Origin of the sequence: Tardiphaga sp. 20_F10_N6_6 (genome assembly GCF_052076045.1) — a bacterium.
GTDB lineage: Bacteria > Pseudomonadota > Alphaproteobacteria > Rhizobiales > Xanthobacteraceae > Tardiphaga > Tardiphaga robiniae.
The window spans coordinates 5,667,885-5,684,435 of the sequence record NZ_CP197239.1 but is presented as its reverse complement, the minus strand read 5'-3'; the positions used below and the strand labels follow the sequence as shown (position 1 = coordinate 5,684,435).

The 16,551-nt window shown below is 56.4% G+C and carries 15 protein-coding genes; 5 read left to right on the top strand and 10 right to left on the bottom strand.

The genetic code is table 11. The features are described from left to right. Position 1: 1 nt before the first annotated feature. The 7 genes from AB7813_RS27220 to AB7813_RS27190 all read right to left on the bottom strand — a co-directional run bounded on the left by AB7813_RS27220 (position 2) and on the right by AB7813_RS27190 (position 5,283). On the bottom strand, positions 2-907 hold the full coding sequence (locus AB7813_RS27220) for a branched-chain amino acid ABC transporter permease (RefSeq protein WP_441228863.1): 906 nt from the start codon (positions 905-907) through the stop codon (positions 2-4). Beyond that, positions 904-1,764 (bottom strand): branched-chain amino acid ABC transporter permease, encoded by an 861-nt coding sequence (locus AB7813_RS27215; RefSeq protein ID WP_439062439.1) that lies wholly within the window; start codon positions 1,762-1,764, stop codon positions 904-906. The genes AB7813_RS27220 and AB7813_RS27215 overlap by 4 nt, the downstream gene beginning before the upstream one ends. Further along, positions 1,764-2,495, bottom strand: coding sequence for an ABC transporter ATP-binding protein (locus AB7813_RS27210; protein WP_441228862.1), 732 nt, complete (start codon positions 2,493-2,495; stop codon positions 1,764-1,766). Before AB7813_RS27210 ends, AB7813_RS27215 begins: the two co-directional genes overlap by 1 nt. Further along, positions 2,492-3,250 (bottom strand): ABC transporter ATP-binding protein, encoded by a 759-nt coding sequence (locus AB7813_RS27205; protein ID WP_439062437.1) that lies wholly within the window; start codon positions 3,248-3,250, stop codon positions 2,492-2,494. Before AB7813_RS27205 ends, AB7813_RS27210 begins: the two co-directional genes overlap by 4 nt. 4 nt (positions 3,251-3,254) lie before the next feature. Beyond that, positions 3,255-4,466, bottom strand: a complete 1,212-nt coding sequence (locus tag AB7813_RS27200) for an ABC transporter substrate-binding protein (RefSeq protein WP_439062436.1) — start codon at positions 4,464-4,466, stop codon at positions 3,255-3,257. A 212-nt stretch (positions 4,467-4,678) separates the two neighbouring features. Next, on the bottom strand, positions 4,679-4,840 hold the full coding sequence (locus AB7813_RS27195; RefSeq protein ID WP_439086170.1) for a hypothetical protein: 162 nt from the start codon (positions 4,838-4,840) through the stop codon (positions 4,679-4,681). Beyond that, the gene (locus AB7813_RS27190; RefSeq protein ID WP_439086171.1) at positions 4,837-5,283 is read right to left on the bottom strand and encodes a phosphatase PAP2 family protein; all 447 of its coding nucleotides are present in this window, start codon (positions 5,281-5,283) and stop codon (positions 4,837-4,839) included. Before AB7813_RS27190 ends, AB7813_RS27195 begins: the two co-directional genes overlap by 4 nt. A 109-nt stretch (positions 5,284-5,392) precedes the next feature. On the opposite strand from AB7813_RS27190, the gene AB7813_RS27185 reads away from it, so the two are divergent. Together AB7813_RS27185 and AB7813_RS27180 are read left to right on the top strand one after the other, a co-directional pair. Continuing rightward, positions 5,393-6,553 carry an IS30 family transposase gene (locus tag AB7813_RS27185; RefSeq protein ID WP_441228164.1) on the top strand — a complete coding sequence of 387 codons (1,161 nt, stop codon included), beginning with the start codon at positions 5,393-5,395 and terminating at the stop codon, positions 6,551-6,553. A 573-nt stretch (positions 6,554-7,126) separates the two neighbouring features. Further along, positions 7,127-7,723, top strand: a complete 597-nt coding sequence (locus tag AB7813_RS27180; protein WP_441228861.1) for a hypothetical protein — start codon at positions 7,127-7,129, stop codon at positions 7,721-7,723. A 76-nt stretch (positions 7,724-7,799) separates the two neighbouring features. Here AB7813_RS27180 and AB7813_RS27175 read toward each other — a convergent pair whose 3' ends face one another. The 3 genes from AB7813_RS27175 to AB7813_RS27165 are packed head-to-tail and all read right to left on the bottom strand — an operon-like array spanning position 7,800 to position 12,950. Further along, a complete protein-coding gene (locus tag AB7813_RS27175) occupies positions 7,800-9,083 on the bottom strand; it encodes a DUF2235 domain-containing protein (RefSeq protein ID WP_441228860.1) in 1,284 nt (427 codons plus the stop codon). A 40-nt stretch (positions 9,084-9,123) separates the two neighbouring features. Continuing rightward, a complete protein-coding gene (locus AB7813_RS27170; RefSeq protein WP_441228859.1) occupies positions 9,124-12,123 on the bottom strand; it encodes a DEAD/DEAH box helicase in 3,000 nt (999 codons plus the stop codon). Next, positions 12,123-12,950, bottom strand: a complete 828-nt coding sequence (locus AB7813_RS27165; RefSeq protein WP_441228858.1) for a Hachiman antiphage defense system protein HamA — start codon at positions 12,948-12,950, stop codon at positions 12,123-12,125. Before AB7813_RS27165 ends, AB7813_RS27170 begins: the two co-directional genes overlap by 1 nt. Positions 12,951-13,097: 147 nt before the next feature. On the opposite strand from AB7813_RS27165, the gene AB7813_RS27160 reads away from it, so the two are divergent. From AB7813_RS27160 to AB7813_RS27150, 3 genes are all read left to right on the top strand, one after another. Next, positions 13,098-13,769, top strand: coding sequence for a recombinase family protein (locus AB7813_RS27160; protein WP_441228857.1), 672 nt, complete (start codon positions 13,098-13,100; stop codon positions 13,767-13,769). 9 nt (positions 13,770-13,778) lie between these two features. Next, positions 13,779-13,901 carry a hypothetical protein gene (locus tag AB7813_RS27155; protein WP_441228856.1) on the top strand — a complete coding sequence of 41 codons (123 nt, stop codon included), beginning with the start codon at positions 13,779-13,781 and terminating at the stop codon, positions 13,899-13,901. Positions 13,902-14,177: 276 nt separating this feature from the next. Beyond that, complete coding sequence (locus tag AB7813_RS27150) at positions 14,178-14,834, top strand: DUF4145 domain-containing protein (protein WP_441228855.1); 657 nt, start codon at positions 14,178-14,180, stop codon at positions 14,832-14,834. Positions 14,835-16,551: the final 1,717 nt, after the last annotated feature.

Genomic DNA, 16,551 nt, shown 5'->3' with positions numbered 1-16,551 from the left:
ATCAGTTGATTTTGTTTGCGAGCGCCGAGCGCGGCTCGCGGCCAAAACCGTCGGGTTTGAAGATCAGTAGAACAACCAGCCCCACGCCGACAAGGAACAGCCGGATCGCGGCAAGTTCCGACGCGCCGAGACCGGGCACGAGATCGATCAGGAAGCGGCTGCCTTCGAGCAGGAAGATCAGCGTGAAGGCGGCGACGAGCACACCGCGATTGCTGCCGCGACCGCCGACCACGACCGCCATGAAAGCGTAGGCCGTGATGATCGGACCGAACTGGGTCGGATCGATATAGGTGTAATAAAACGCATGCAGGCTGCCGGCGATGCCGAGAATGGCGCCGCCCAATGCGAAGACACGAACGCGGACCGACAGCACCGATTTGCCGAGCGCCTCGACAACGCCGGGATCGTCGCGCGTGGCGCGCACAAGGCGGCCGAATGGCGAGCGTGCGAGGCCCTGCAGCACGGCATAGACGACGACCACCGCAAGCTGCGCCAGCACGAGGAAGCCGATATCGCCGAACCCGCGCGGCCACTGGTTCTGGAACGGCCGCTCGATGCCGGCCACGCCGAGCATACCCTTGGTCAACCAGCCTTCATAGCTGATGACGAGGCGCAGACATTCGGCAAAGCCGAGCGTAACGATGGCCAGATAGTCTTCCGACAGCCGCACCGAGATCAGCGCACTCACCGCACTCAGCGCAGCGACGCCGACCATCGCAGCAGCAAGCGCAAGCAGCGGCGGCACGCCTTGAACTGTGAGCAGTCCCGCAATGTAAGCACCTAGCATGTAGAGGCCGAACAGGCCGAAATTCACCAGCCCGCCCATGCCCCATTGCAGATTCAACGCGAGACCGGCCAGCGCAGCGATGGCAACCACCGTGAGCGTTGCGATGAGATAGACCGTCATTTCGTCACCCACCGCGTTCCGAACAGGCCCCAGGGGCGAAGCAGCAGCAGCGCCACCATCACCAGGAAGGTGACGATCATCCGGTAGTGTACCGGCATCACCAGTGTCGCCAGTTCCTCCGCGATACCGAGCGTGAGCGCGCCGGCAACCGCCGCCATCGGATTGGCGATGCCGCCAAGAATGGCGGCGGTGAACACCGGCAACAGATAAGTCCAGCCCATCTGCGGCTCGACATTGGCATCGAGCCCGACCAGCACGCCGGACAACGACGCCAGCGTGCCCGAAATCAGCCAGACGCAGGCAACCACGCGCCCACGCGAGATGCCGCGCACGGCGGCGAGATCGGGATTGTCGGCGACCGCGCGCATTATGCGCCCGAGCCGCGTGAAGCGGAACACGATCCAGACCACGGCAAGCGCCGTAACGACCGTCATCAATATGGTGAGCTGCTCGTGATTGAGACGGATGTCGCCAAAGCGGATCGGTCGCGCGACGGCTACGTCATAGGCGCGCGGCGAATTGCCGGCGAAGAAGCGGATCACGTTCTCCAGCGCGATGGCGACGCCCATGGAGGCCACGAGCAGCGTCACGCCGGAGCGATTGCGCAGCGGGCGGAAGGCGAGCCAGTCGATGCCGACGGCGATGACCGCGAACAGGATCGCGCCGACGCTTGCCGCGAGCCAAAGCGGCCAGCCGAGCAGCACATTGCCGACATAAACGAGATAGGCGCCGCAAGTGATGTAGGAGCCGATGGCATAGTTGGCGAAGCGCAGCACGCTGAAGGTCAGCGACAGTGCCAGCGCCGGCAAAGCCAGCAACAAGCCGGTGACGAGGCCATTGATGAGAAGCTGACCCATCACGCGCCTCCGAGATAAAGGCTGCGGATTTCGGGATCGGCCAGCACCGTCGCGGCAGGTGCGGCAAGGCGCACATGGCCGCTGACCAGCACGACTCCACGATCCGCAGCGCCGAGACCGAGGCGCGTGTTCTGTTCGACGATCAGCATGGTGACGCCGGAGGCGGCGACACGTCCGATGATCTCGAACAGCAATTCGGCATTGCGCGGCGACAGCCCCGCCGACGGCTCGTCGAGCGCCAGCACCGATGGATTCGGCATCAAGGCCGCGGCCATTGCCACCATCTGCCGCTGGCCGCCGCTGAGATGACCCGCGGCCGTGCGCAGCTTGGCGCGAATTTCGGGAAACAGATCGAGCACAGCGTCGAGCCACCCGGCAAAGGTTGGCCCCTTGGGCGCCGCAACGAATTCATGCCCGACCTGCAGGTTCTCCAGCACGGTCATGTTGCGAAACACATTGGCTTCCTGCGGCACGTAAGCGAGACCACGCGCGGCTCGCGCGGGGGCGCCGAGCGCGGACACATCGGCATCGCCCAGTTGCACGGTGCCGGACATCGGCTTGATTAGCCCGACGACGGTCTTCATCAGCGTGGATTTGCCGGAGCCGTTCGGGCCGACCACCACCAGCGTCTCGCCTGCCGCCACCTTGAGGCTGACACCATGCAGGATCGGCTGACCGCCATAGCCCGCGACCACGTCGCGCAATTCCAGTCCGGACGCCAGCGATGTCATGGCTGCGTGCCCAGATAGGCGGAGGCAACCTGCGCATCCGCAATAACATGTTCGAAGCTGCCTTCGGTCAGCACGCGCCCTTCGGCGAGGACATAGACATGATCGCACAGAGCGCGGACCATCCCCATATTGTGCTCGACGAGGCCGAAGGTCGTGCCCTCCTGCCGCAGCGCTTTGACGAATTCGACGATCTCGCCGATCCGCGTCGGGTTCACGCCGGCGCTCGGCTCGTCCATCAGCACGATGCGCGGATCGAGCATCAAGGCCCGGCAGATTTCGAGCAGCTTCTTCTGCCCGCCTGACAGCGCGCCGGCCGGCGCATCGGCGAGCTTCCAGAGATCGACACGTTGAAGCAGAGCGCGCGCCTTCTCAAAGGCGGCATCCTCCTCACGGCGTGCAGCACCGCGGGCGAAGACGAGCGACAGTAGTCGCTCGCCGGACATCGCGGGCTTGGCGACGAGAACGTTTTCGAGCACGGAGAGGCTGGCCAGTTCGCGCGACAGCTGGAACGTGCGCGCGAGACCACGGCGCGCACGCCAGACCGGGCCGTGACGGGTCACGGCCTCCCCGGCCAGACGCACCTCGCCCTTCACTGGGCGCACGGCGCCAGCCAGCACGCCGAACAATGTGGACTTTCCGGCACCGTTCGGGCCGATCAGGCCCGTAACGGCGCCTGCGGCAAGCGTCACCGATGCGCCGGCAAGCGCTGTGAAGCCGCCTTCATAGACCACACTGACATCGTTCGCCTCGAGCATTGCCTCAGCGGATCTCGCCGAGCAGCTTGCTCTCGCCGGACTTGATGACGAAGTGGCCATAGCTGAGATTGGTCTGGTCGCCATTCTTCGCGAACTTGAAGTCCGACGCCGCGCCAGCGTAGCGGAACGGCTTGCCTTCACGCAGCGCCTTCAGGGCCTCGGCGGGATCACCGAGCGACGGTGCATCGGCGTTCACCAGCGCTGCAAATTCGGGACCGAACTTGGTGGCATCCGTGCTCTTGGCCTTTTCGATGGCCAGCGCAGTGAGCACGATCTGGTCGAACACCTGCGCACCGAAGGTCATGATGGTGCCTTCCGGCCTGCCGATCTCCTTCAGATAACGGCTATAGGCAGCCGACTTTCCGACTGGCACCTGCTGGGTCCAGACAATGCCCTCGGCGACATTGGCGCCGACATTCTTGACGAATTGCGGACCGGTCGCATTGCCGAATGCATAGACCTTGCTCTCGTAACCCGAGCGGAAGGCTTCCTTCACGATGGCGCCAAGCTCGTTGATGTAAGCCGCGACGAACACCGCCTCGGGCTTCTTCGCAAAAATGCGCTCGACTTCGGTGCGATAGGAGGGCTGGCCGGCGTTGAACGAGACTTCATCCAGCACCTTGCCGCCGGCATCGGTGAACGCCTTGCGGAACGGCGCGATGGTGCTCTGGGTGAACGGCGTCTGCAGCACCAGGATCGAGGCGCTCTTGATGCCGTCCTTGATCATGGCCTTGGCAAAGCCTTCGCCCCAGCTCTTGCCATTAGTCTGGAAACGCCAGACCAGATTCTTGTTATCGCCGTCGGTGATCTCGTCCGCCGAGCCGTTGACGGTGAGCAGCACATTCTTTTCCAACGTAATCGGCTTGATCGCCAGCGCCACGGCGCTGCTCCACACGCCGCCGATGGAGACGACCTTGTCGATATCGATCAGCTTTCGCGTAGCGGCAACTCCTGCGGTCGGCTGGGTTTCGTCGTCGGCCACGAGAAGCTCGAGCTTGCGGCCGAGCACGCCGCCGGCATCATTGATAATTTTTACCGCCGCGCGAGCAGCCTGCTCTTCCTCCTGCCCGTAAGGACCACCTGTGCCGGTCAAGGGAGCTAGCAAGCCAACGCGGACCGGGCCATCCTGTGCTGAAGCTATGGCAGGCACGGCTAAGGTCGCAACCACGGCCACGGCAGCTAGCAGCGAACGGCGCGGGTAAGAATGGATCAGCACAGCTATTCTCCAGGACTTATAGGCAGGCAGGCGAAAAGCATCTGCGTATAGCAGGCGACTGTCCATGCCTCATTTTTGATGGAAGGCTCATCGATGGCGCCCATCTAGAAGCGCGCAGATTTGCGTCCCCCGATCTTAGACCCGTGTCAATATAGCTTTTCCGAAAAGATAATCTGTTGCGTTATTTTCGCTGCAAAGGAATACAATCGGCGTCAGACGCGGTCGAATAGAAATTCCTTGCCGAGCCATGGACGGGTTTCTTGCGCGAGTACGGGTGCGGCAGAGGCAGTCGCTGCGATGCTCAAGCTCGCGACGCCCACGACATCTCTTCGGGTCACCGATGGGCGTGCAAGAAGCCTGTCGTTCGTGGTCATCTGCAATCCTCTGTGAGAGGAAAAGAAACTCCCCGCAAATGCGATCTTTCCCGTTGGAATATCTTCAGCCCGCTCACAGCGCATGACCTGCAGGCTCCGATCAAAAAGCCGCTCGCGAAGCCTGCTACGACGTCGCTCGTCCAGTGAGCCAGCACATAGATCCTCGTCAGCGAAACACCGACCGACGCTGTCCAGGTGAATTCTCGATAAGGTCTATCGAACGACGATGCCGCGCTCGCAAGAGCGCCCATATGCATCGCATGCCCCGAAGGAAACCCATCATTCGCGCGGCCCGAAATCGGGACACCTAGATATGGCCAATTGCCGTGAGCCTGTCCGGACGGCGCTGGTTGAAGACGTGCTTCAGCACATGCGGAAGGACGCCCGTGACGACCGAGATCGACAGAAAATGATTCCGACCGTACGTGCCCGCTGCGAACCACGCCGGGAAAAAACCAATAGGTGGGAGCTGGCCCTCAATGTCCGCAATGCACGGCGGGCTCAATTGGTCAGCGCAACACTCTAATCTTATGGGAAAGATGGAGTGCAGGCATGAAACAGCGACCTCGCATCTATTACTCGGCAGCCCAGCGATCTTTGATCTGGGATCGTTGGCAGGCAGGCGAGCCGATGAGTTCGATTGGGCGTCGGTTTGAACGGGATTCTTCATCGGTTTTCTCGGTTATATCTCCGTCCGGAGGCATCCGTCCGCCAGATCGGCGTCGCGCCGAACGGGCTCTTAGCCTTACTGAGCGAGAGGAGATCTCCCGATGGCTCAGCATGCGCCGCTCCTTGCGATCGATAGCGCGTCATCTGGGACGATCTGCGTCGACGATCAGCCGTGAGGTTCAACGCAATGGCGGAACGGATCGCTACCGTGCTGCGCAGTCTGATCACAGCGCGTGGGATCGGGCCCGTCGCCCCAAGCTTTGCAAGCTGGCTTGCCGTCCTTTCCTGAGACGGACAGTATCGAGACTACTGCAGAGACAATGGTCGCCGGAGCAGATCGCCGGCTGGCTGAAGCGCACACACCCGGCGGAGCCTGAAAAGCAGGTGTCACACGAGACGATTTATCGCAGCCTATTCATTCAGGCGCGCGGCGTGTTGAAAAAGGAGCTTCTCGAGCACCTGAGGGCGAAACGCACGGTTCGTCGTTCTAGGCACGCGAGCATGAAACGGACCGGACTCGGCCAGATCAAGAACGCCGTATCCATCAGCGAACGACCGCCGTCTGTTGAAGATCGTGCGGTCCCAGGCCATTGGGAAGGCGATCTGATCGGCGGATCGAGAAATAGCTACATCGCAACGCTGGTTGAACGCCATTCGCGCTACGTGATGCTGATCAAGGTTGCGAACAAGAACACCGAAAGCGTCGTCTCTGCGCTGATCAAGCAGTCACGGCGATTGCCTGGCGAACTCTACCGGTCCCTGACCTGGGATAGAGGCAAGGAGCTCGCCGACCATCAGCGACTGGCATTGGCCACCGACGTCGACATCTACTTTTGTGACCCTCGCTCCCCATGGCAGCGCGGATCAAACGAGAACACCAACAGATTACTGCGCCAATATCTGCCGCGCGGCACCGATCTGTCCTTACACAGTCAAGCCAAGCTTAGCGCCATCGCAAGACAGCTCAATGAGCGGCCGCGAAAAACCTTGCTCTATCAGACGCCAGCTGAGAAGTTCGCCGAGTGTGTTGCAGCGATCGGTTGAACTCGCCACCAGAAGCTGCCATTCGAACTCAGCCGGCGAACTGTATAAGAAATTCATGTTTCTTTACAGTCGGCGAACTCTTGAAGCTCGTACGCAGCTGGGCGGCGACCCAACTGGTATTTTAGAGGCGGGTTGATGGCTTCGAGCAGCGTCTATTTCCCCGCATTGCTAATATGCGATTATTGATCGATGCGACTACACTAGAGAGGCTTTGCGCGCTGACGTGTAGGACGACTACCCGAAAATGGGAATCGAACACAATCTAAGTCTTTGATTTCATTCTATTTTTTGTAAAATTATGGCGCTCCGTAAGGGAATCGAAGAGCACCATAAAAAACCGAGATAAAACAAAGGCAAATCAGCTTGTCTGCTGCTCTAATGCTACCACCAGATGCGACCACCAATCAAGGAAGACCGCGCTAGCGAACCAACCCTTCGACGCGCCCGCTCGATCCAGGCACCTAAGACCATTGGCTGGCCTATCAGTTACGACATTGCAGCTTCGCCGCTCGGGCTTACAATCCCTCACCACGCTTAAGCACTAAGCGCGGTATTCCGGCGAGTAGCGAGACGATGGCGATCACCAATGACCAAGAACTGGCGGGCGCCGTAACTCAAGCCGGTGATCTTATTCAGTCGATTCAAGATTACTGCGCTAAGACAAATCGCGAAGATGCGAAAGTTAGATTTCCGCGGGGACTCATCGGTACCGCAGACACCTACAGGGCACGCTTTCCCGCCTACCTTGATCACGGCAGGATTAGCAACTGCTCCTTCAGTTTCATGTTTCTAGACGTACTGTGGTGGCTATCGGCTCGGACCGACATCACCGGTGTCGCGAAGCAGATGATATTAAAGTCAGCCATCGTAACTATAGGGACCATCTTGGAAGCGTGCCTCTATGTTCCAAATCTGCCGAAGAGCAAGCTGTTGTCCAACCAATGTGCCGCTGGCGTTAAGCAGCGTGTTGACAACGCGTGTACCCGCGGTTGGATATCCGAACCGGAGCGCGACGCTTTGAAACAGCTGTGGGATCATAGACTGAACGTACATCAGAAAATTGCCGTTGATAGCGAACTAGACCTCTACAATCGTGACCACGTTAACATTCCACAAGCAGCCCTACTTGTTCTAATGACAAGACTGAGGGAATGGAACGGGAAGGACTGAAGCTGCGTATTTAAGCTGCGGGGAACACCTTATCGTTATCCAGAACCATACGCGGCGCGCTTCCGCTTTCAGCGCCCTAAGTTTCTTCATCGACTGTCAAAGACCTCGGGCCTATAGGCATTTTGACAACTTGATAATCAGACGGAAGGTTGATCGGCCGATAGTCTTGGACTGAGTTCATGCGACGCTCAACGGACTCGTGAACGAACGCGCCAATCGGAATAGACCGCGGCTCACATCTCGGCAAATAGTGCCCCAAAAACGATCTACGCAACTGCCAATCCTTGTACTTGTCCGCTTTCGGAATCCACTCGAGAGCCCGCCAAACTCTCGACATTGAGTCATGAGCCACTACGTTCTCATTCGGCTCAACATAGCTAAACGGACTGTTCTTCCTCTGAACTCCCCAAGCTAGTTGATTGACTGTGCGTGCATCCACGGAAAGCCCGGCCTTCACTGCCTCACCGATCATCCAAAGTAGCGGAAACTTTGAAAGACCACTTTCTTCCTCAGCATAGCCACCGCCGATATCGCCATGAACGCCAGCGAACCAGACCTGCTGAATGTCCTGCAGCTCCAAATTGTTGGTTCGACTAAAGCGATTGTGCATAAAATTCTGGGGTTGGTCCCACGGATCAAGGCGAAACATCCTGCGCCGCTCATCAATCGCTATCGCTTGTCGGAATATCATAACGCTCGGGTTTGAACGGGTGTTCGGCAATTCTTGGATGCTGAACGTGTAGAATCTATCGGGGCGCGGCACTATCACGCTTGCGACTGTATCCCAGACACCGACAAATCTAACAGTCGGCCATCTAGTCGAGACGATGCGAGAAAATTGAGACGCTCGATCCTCTTGAGTTGTGGGACCTGTCTGGTCACCCTCATGAGCTCCACTGAGAGAAACTTGAGAGACATTCTGAGTATCGTGGTCGGAAGAAACAGTTTGCTTATAGGCCGTTAACGCTGCACCCGAGAGATTGCGCTGCTGCGGCGCCAACAACCCCACCTTATGCACAAGCGCGGCCAACACTCTCACGCTATATGCGCCCCGACTAAAGCCAAAAAGGTAAATACTATCACCTTCCTCGTAGTGCTCGACAAGGAATTCATATGCCGCGAGCACGTTGTCATCGAGGCCATAGCCAGTCACTAGGCCGAGAACAGCAACAGCATCTTGCCTAAATTTTGTCCAAGGATCTGGACGGGCTAACGTCCCAACGCCAGGGTCGTAGTAAACGATTTGCCGCGGTTCGGTCTTGCCTGTTTTCCGCAGAACCCGATAGAGCTTAAGAACGTTCGAGATGTTCTCGCTGATTTCGTTTCCTGTGCCATCACAGCAGACGACGATATTTCGCATTCGGACTGCCTCGACGTTCTCAGTAACCGACAATAGTGCCTTATCGCGATTCACGAAGGCGTCGGTGAAGCGCGACTAAAGACGGATCGATTCTTCGTACATCATCGCCTCGAACTGCTCTCTGTATGACTTCCCACGATGCAGCGACAAACCACGCAGCGACGTCGCTTGTTGACCTTGCTTCCTTGTAGCGCCGAGCAATTCGCGTCGCGTCAACTCTTTCGATCCCGAACTCAAGAACCAAATGGAGTGCGTCAAAATTGGGCACGCCCTCAGCAGCGAGAGCTGATAGTGCGCTTAGCCCATCGCCGACAACCATAGAGCGCTGTGCCGCCTCGTACTGAAGCAGCTCATGCATGCCAAAGAGCCCCCATGGGAGGAGGTACTGCATCCGACCATAGATACTGCTCACCATCCGGCCGAACGTTGCATCCCGCTCAATCTGGAAGCTAGCAAGTGGAATCCCGCTGATCCATTTTGACGCTTGAAACGAAACAGCCCCCCCTAGCGCAGCCCCTTCAAATGCGATCAGATGTTTTGCTAGCGGCCCGATCAAGTATCCAAGGTTATCAAAGTTGCGGATGTAGCCCCGCACGACGATATTACCGAACTGTTCGAGCTGCCAATTTTCGCGGCTCTGCAGCCAGATATACAGAGCCTGCTGAGCTTCTAGCGACCAACCTACCCGAGCTGCAATTTCGATGAACTCGGCATTGCCTTCCGTGGCCCTCGACACCACGTTCCGTTGTTGAGTTCCCAGAGCATTTGCAAACTTCGTTGACTCCAGAGTCATCTGCTTAGACGCTAAGAACTCACCAAACTCGGTGGCTTGTTGTTTGGGTAAAGAAGTCAAACCACTGGAGTTCGCGTGCGCATAACCTACGCGCATAATATTGATTAACGCCCTGATCTCCTTCGCTTCTGCGGAAACTTTGTTGTCAATCCTGATCGATGACAGGGAGATATCTTCTAAAATCCCCATGTTAATCTTTCCCGCAGAGACAAGAGCTTCTAACCGTTCAATCCCAACAGCTAGCGCAGACCGGACCGGCGGGATATCTTCGAGCTTTACTTTCATGTAGTCGGAAAGCTCGTAATCAGTCAGTTTGTCGGCCCACAAGCTAGGCCTGTACAAAATGCAATGCCCTTCGCTATCAACTCCAAAGCGGCCAGCGCGACCCGCAATATTCCACAGCGCACGTGGGCTAATTTCAAACGACTTTGACACCAAGGTCTCGACAACCACCGTGGAAAAGGGAAAGTTTACGCCCTCAGCTAGCGTCGTCGTCGCACAGATTACGTCGACCTTTTTAAGCCTTATTGCTTCCTCCAGCCCCTGCCTGATACGCGGCGGCATCTGAGCGTGATGGAACGCGACTCTTTTCTGATAGACCTTCCGCAGCTGCGACTCGGGGTAGAGCTCTCTTTCTATCCAAGCATCGAGGCGCTCGGATATATCGTCCGTTACGTCTTGGGTCTTTGCCCTTAGCTCAGCGACTAATCCTGCTACCTCTTCGGCTGCGGCAGGACTTGGACATAAAACAAGAACAATACCGGTTTTAGAAAGATGGTTTGCTAGTGCAGCCAACCCTGCCCTCGGATTAATGGGAAGCGCACCGTCTTGCAGAAGGGTAAAAGGCTTTTCGCCGAAATTTAGTTGGGCAGCTCCGCGCTTCGTGCGCTCCAAGACGCCGATACGCAGCCGACTGGTACGCCAATCCAACATTACAGATTCAGACTTTTCTTTAAGCGCTATCCAATCAGTCAACTCGTCAATATTCGGCGCCACGGCAGACAATTGAACAATACGCGCGCTTGACGCGATCATCTTCCTCAATCGCCACAAATAGAATTCGAGAAGAACCCCCCTGCTTCCTTGTTCGATATGATGCGCTTCATCAACGACAATTAGGCACACCTCTTTCAAGAATTTTGGATCAATGCGCAAAAGCAGGTCGGCACGTTCTGGGGTAAACACGATGACATCCGCATCCTCAGAGACGATTGGGATAGCGTCATGAACGATTAGGTGCGCACCAGCTTTTAGAACTTTTCTGCCAAGGCCTACGAGAGCTTCTTGGAGGTCATCACCTACTTGGTGCACTAACGCTCTGCTTGGACAAATATAGAGCACTTTCTTTGTTGGGTATCTTTGGAAAGCGTCAGCTATCAGCAATTTCGTGAGTGCGGTTTTGCCAGTGCCAGTTGGGGCGGCGAAACCAAAGCTTGAGATATCTTGATTAAGCAGCCCTCTTTTTAATGCTTCTGCCTGAGCCGGCCACAATTCGAGTGGCGCACCGATTGCTCTTAGTGCTTCTTCGGTGAGGGAGGACCTCCCCGGCACCAATTCGAGTGAACTGTTAGAACCTCGCAATCGAACTAATTGAGATACTGCTTCGAGATCATCACCTGTTAGAGGAAAAGAATAATGTCCAGCGATTGTGGTTAGTTTCGCTAGGCTGGAGGCAACTTCGCTATTCTCGGTGTCCATCTGCAAATTAAATGCAGCCTCTTGGACTACGTCACCGATTGCCTGTTCGAATAGCACCGCGCTCTCTTCGCTGTTCTCAACCTCTTCCCACAGCAGCGACTGCGTTTGCTCCGAATCTCGCGAAACCCTGCCCCACAAGGAGTCGAGTGAACGTCCAAAAAATTCCCGCAATCGCGGATCAAATCCATTTCGGCTGGCAAGCGATGCGCTAGCACCCGGCAGTCCCGCCAAATCGTAAAGAACGATGGACTTGAACAGTGCTACGTGGGCCTGTTCTGAGCCTTCCGAACCAGCCAAAGAAAGGGAAGCTTCGATGTCCGCGGCCAATTGACAAAGCCGCCGACCATCGCCTTCACGAGGATTTTTCCAAGTTGGCGCACTTCCCATTACAGCTTGGGAGAAACGCCGCATCATCGTAACGTTTTTAGCTTCGAGTTTCTCTTGGTCCAGACCGAGGCGCGACAGCAGCAGATTGCGCTCCAGAGAAGAATATCCGGAAGAGAACCATGGTTGATTTGTGCACTCCGTCAATTGATCTGTGCTAAACATTATTTCAATGCCTTTATCATGGCGTCCCAGATACCGTAAGCGTGAGCGGCGAGCTCCGACAGATCCGTGACGACAAGCGCATAGTAAGAAAATGGAGCAACGCAGGGAGCAGATAGAATGAAGTCATCATCACCGGTATTTACGGTCGACGCGTTCGTAATGCTCACGCCCATAAACTTGAGATTAGCTGGTCCTGGAGGGGTTAACTCACTTCGAATCTTCGCTTGATCGTCAGGCGAAAAGTGTTTGTCTAAATTATCTCGTATGCGGGCGAACTCAAACCTCGGATCGTCTGTCGAACACGCATCGAGTGAGTCGACCATTTGTTTGAGGATTCCTGACTTATGTTTTTTTTGCTTTGTCAGGGGCGTAGGGAGAACGCTGCTCTTTGCCTCGACAAACAGGAATTCGACGGGACTTTGGGTAAGCTTTACAAATAGCCCATCCATCTTGTGTACGTTGGTGTTTTGCGAAGTCGTTAAAGTCAGCTTGCTGTAAAGCCGCCGATACCCGAGGTGGCTCTCGATAAATTCTGCAGCCAATATTTCTCCGCAGTGACTGTTGCGAAATTTCTCCGAGGTAGGCGCATTGGCAGCGAGGTCGACAACCGCTTCCAGTGCCGAATTCCCTGACGCGAAATCTGCGACGATGCCTTCCATTGGTCGGTAATGGTACGGCAGCTTTCCTGAGATGTGCTTGCCGAGACGATAGCCCTCATGTTCGTCTTTGAGGATCGCGCGCGATCCACCTCGCACTGCAACAATTTTTGAATCTGCAACGGTGAGAATTGCTTCTGTAGCAACGTAGTTACTTAGCCGACTCGACATGTATGCCCCAGTAGTAGGTGCGGAACCATACTCGCGTGGGTGGAGCTGTCCACGGCAAATTCAGCAATACATTTTTTCGGAGGCGCCTTGTGTATAACCTAAATGGACGTATAGATTTTACACAGAACGCCTTTGGAGGCTCCCGCTGTGTCCGACCGTCCCGTTATCACCTACGTCCGCGTCTCCACTTCTCAGCAAGGGCGCTCCGGTCTGGGCATTGAGGCTCAGCGGCAAACCCTTGCTCACTTTGCGCACTCCGAGGGTCTCACGGTGGCCCGGGAGTTCGTCGAGGTGGAGACTGGCAAAGGATCGGACGCGCTGGACCGTCGCCCGCAGCTCAAAGCCGCCCTAGCCGCCGCTAAGAAGCTCAAGTGTCACGTGGCCGTGGCAAAACTAGACCGTTTGAGCCGCGACGTTCACTTCGTGAGCGGGCTTATGGCCCACAAGGTGCCCTTCCTGGTCGCGGAGCTTGGCCCGGACGTGGACCCCTTTGTGCTTCACCTCTATGCCGCGCTCGCGGAAAAGGAACGTGCTCTCATCTCAACAAGGACCCGGCAAGCTCTTGCTGCCGCTAAGGCTCGTGGCGTGACCTTGGGAAACCCAAAGCTCCACGTGGCCCGCAAGAATGCTGTGGAGGCCGTGAGCACCGAGGCGGATAGGTTTGCGGCCAACGTGATCCCCATCATCCGAGAAGCTCAGAAGGCGGGCGCGGCGACACTGAGAGACATAGCGGCGGCTCTCAATGCACGGGGTGTTGCTACGGCCCGGGGTGGCCAATGGCACGCCAAGTCAGTCAGCAACGTTCTTGAGCGGGCATAGGAGGCAGCAATGCTGACAATCACAGGCGGACTGTTAGGCGGCGCGGCAGTCGTCGCCGTGGCACTGGAGGCAACCGGCGTAGCCATTGTGCTCGGCGGAATTGCCTTTTGGCTGGTGTCGCACGGCAGCTAGGTCATGCCGATTTAGTCTGGGTCCCATATCGGCCCATGGGACCCTTTTTGCCTCACGTCGGCGACCTGACTTCAAAAAGTTCGGAGTAAAGCCGCAGCCGCCGCCCGGGTGACAGCAGAACCGGATCATCTCGACACTTCGAGCCACTAAACTCGTCGATGGCAAATGCTGTGGGGACAAGTTTTCTGAACTTCCATCCGTTGAGCGTTGCTTATACGCTCATCTTAGAGTTGTTATTTTGACGATTGTACTCGACGAAGTTGGACTGGATTTGAAATGAAGTGCCCCCATTGCACAGTTACTATCCACGAAAGTTGGGAGCTCAGCCCTACATACGTGAAAGGCTCCGCGACACTGTGGCGTACCAGGTTCATGACCTGCCCCGAATGTGCCAAAGATATACTCGGAATTGGAAAGGCTCAAAGGACCCCAAATGGCCTGAGTGAGCCGAAGAATTTCACACAGGTTATTCCGACGGGCTCCAGTCGACCACCCGTCTCCACTGACGTTCCTCAAGACATCGCTTCAGACTACAAGGAAGCCGCTCTGGTGCTCCCACTAAGTTCCAAAGCTTCGGCGGCGTTGTCTCGACGTTGCTTGCAATCAATATTGTGGAACGCTGGGTACGTGCAGAAGGATCTTTCAAAGCAGATTGACGCCGTTTTGGCTGAGACGGACACTACCAAAGCCCTACCTACAGGTGTTCATTCTATCGTAGATGCCATTAGAAACTTTGGAAATTTTTCAGCTCACAAAATTACAGATCAAACTTCGCTACAGGTCATTGAGGTCGAGGCTCATGAAGCGGAATGGTGCTTAGACATTTTAGACGAGCTATTCGACCATTACTATGTGCGACCGGCTATAGCGGCGCGGCGTAAAGCTTTGTTAGATGCCAAACTTGCCGCAGGGAATAAGCCTCCCGCGAAGTGAGCCCTCAGCTTTCTACTTCGTGGCGCGCGCCACACCGCGATTATTGGGTCCCATATCGCCCCATGGGACCCTTTTTGGATCGCATCGCCGACCGGACTTCAAAAACTTCGGAGTAAAGCCCGCCGCCGCCACCCGGGTCACATCAGCAGTCTGGCACCTGGGTCCCCTTTGGGTCCCATGCATCATTCCGTGCACATCGCGATACGGCACGCCGCTTCACTTTGGGTCCCATTGGGTCCCTCAGCAATTCATGTCGGATTAAGAACTTCGGCGCAGGCTCCTCCCTATTAAAAACAATACATTTGGGAAGAACATGCCTCCATCAGCAATTGACCTGATCGTGCAAGCGTACGTTCACGTTGGCGACCGACGAGCACTCATAGAAATGCAGGAACAGTGGACGCGAAACGTTCAGCGAATAGCAGATCGCTCCGATTTCGATTTCACAGTGGCTCTTGATACTCTGAGACGGGACCTCGAATGCATCGGACGGCTTGGCTGAGCTTCAGAGCGTGTCGTCTCCAACGGGCTCAGAACAGGCCGGGACTTAAGTCTAAGCCGTAGGTCAATGCGAGGAGCGACACGAACAAGCCTGCCGCGCTGAGCCACACGAGGTGCATCCAAGGCTTAGCATGGGCCGATGCGTCGGCGACAATAGCGGGGCTTTTTAAGGCGACTGGCATGATGACCTCTCCGTTGCTGGCCATGATAGGTGTGGCAGGCTGTCGCAGAGGTTCAACTAACCGGGCATAATTTGTCGCGTGGGATCGCTATCCCTTCCCGGCGCTATCAAGGGTCGCTCGAATATCTCGCAAAATTTGCAATAGGGGGACCCCGAACAGCTCGGACGTCATCCACACTGTGTCTGGGAACGTAGGCTTGGCATCGTTCATCCAGTCCAGACGCTCATTGACTATCAACCACATGATGGCTTCGCCGTAGTTTGGTTTCCGTGACATCACATAAACCTTTTGACGTGCACGCCTCCACGCGGAAAACGTTGTAATCTTCGGATCAATCGCGACTATTTTGGGTCCCATATCGGTCCATGGGACCCTATTGGGATCGGCCCGGCGACCTGACTTCAAAATACTCGGAGTAAAGGCCGCCGCCGGCGCCCGGATGGCAGCAGCCCCAAAGCGGGCATATCCCGGACAGGACGAAGTCGCCGGTAATGATCCGTAGCGACGTTTGGTGCATTTCGCTGTGTTGCTATCATTAATCTCTCAGCTCAGTCATCGCACACGACTACACAGTAGTGGTCATTGGTCTTGTGTACCCAGCCTGATGTACCCGGAGAATTGGTAATACCGGGTGGAGGGACATTTGGAAGTTCGCATTTCTCAAGTTCACCATGGGAGAGACTCCGGTTTGTCTCGATCTGTGAAACTTGGTCTTTGACGAAGCGACAATTCTTTACGCGCATTGAGGTGAAGTACTCGCCAATTCCTCGACCGCAAATCACAGAGCTACGACCTCTCACCCCGTCGCCGTGCACCAGCGCGACATAGCGAAGTCCATACTGTGGCCGAACACTCCACTCCCGGCTTTCGATACTAAATGATGCTTGCGGAATTTGCTGGTCGGTCGGGCACCGCAGCTCCCCTGCGGTCGCAGAGGTGATAGTCACTAGCAGCATAATAAACGCTCTCATCGTTACCTCTTCCGCATTTGGTCTTGCGAAGCTTTGGGTCCCATATCGACCCACGGGACCCTT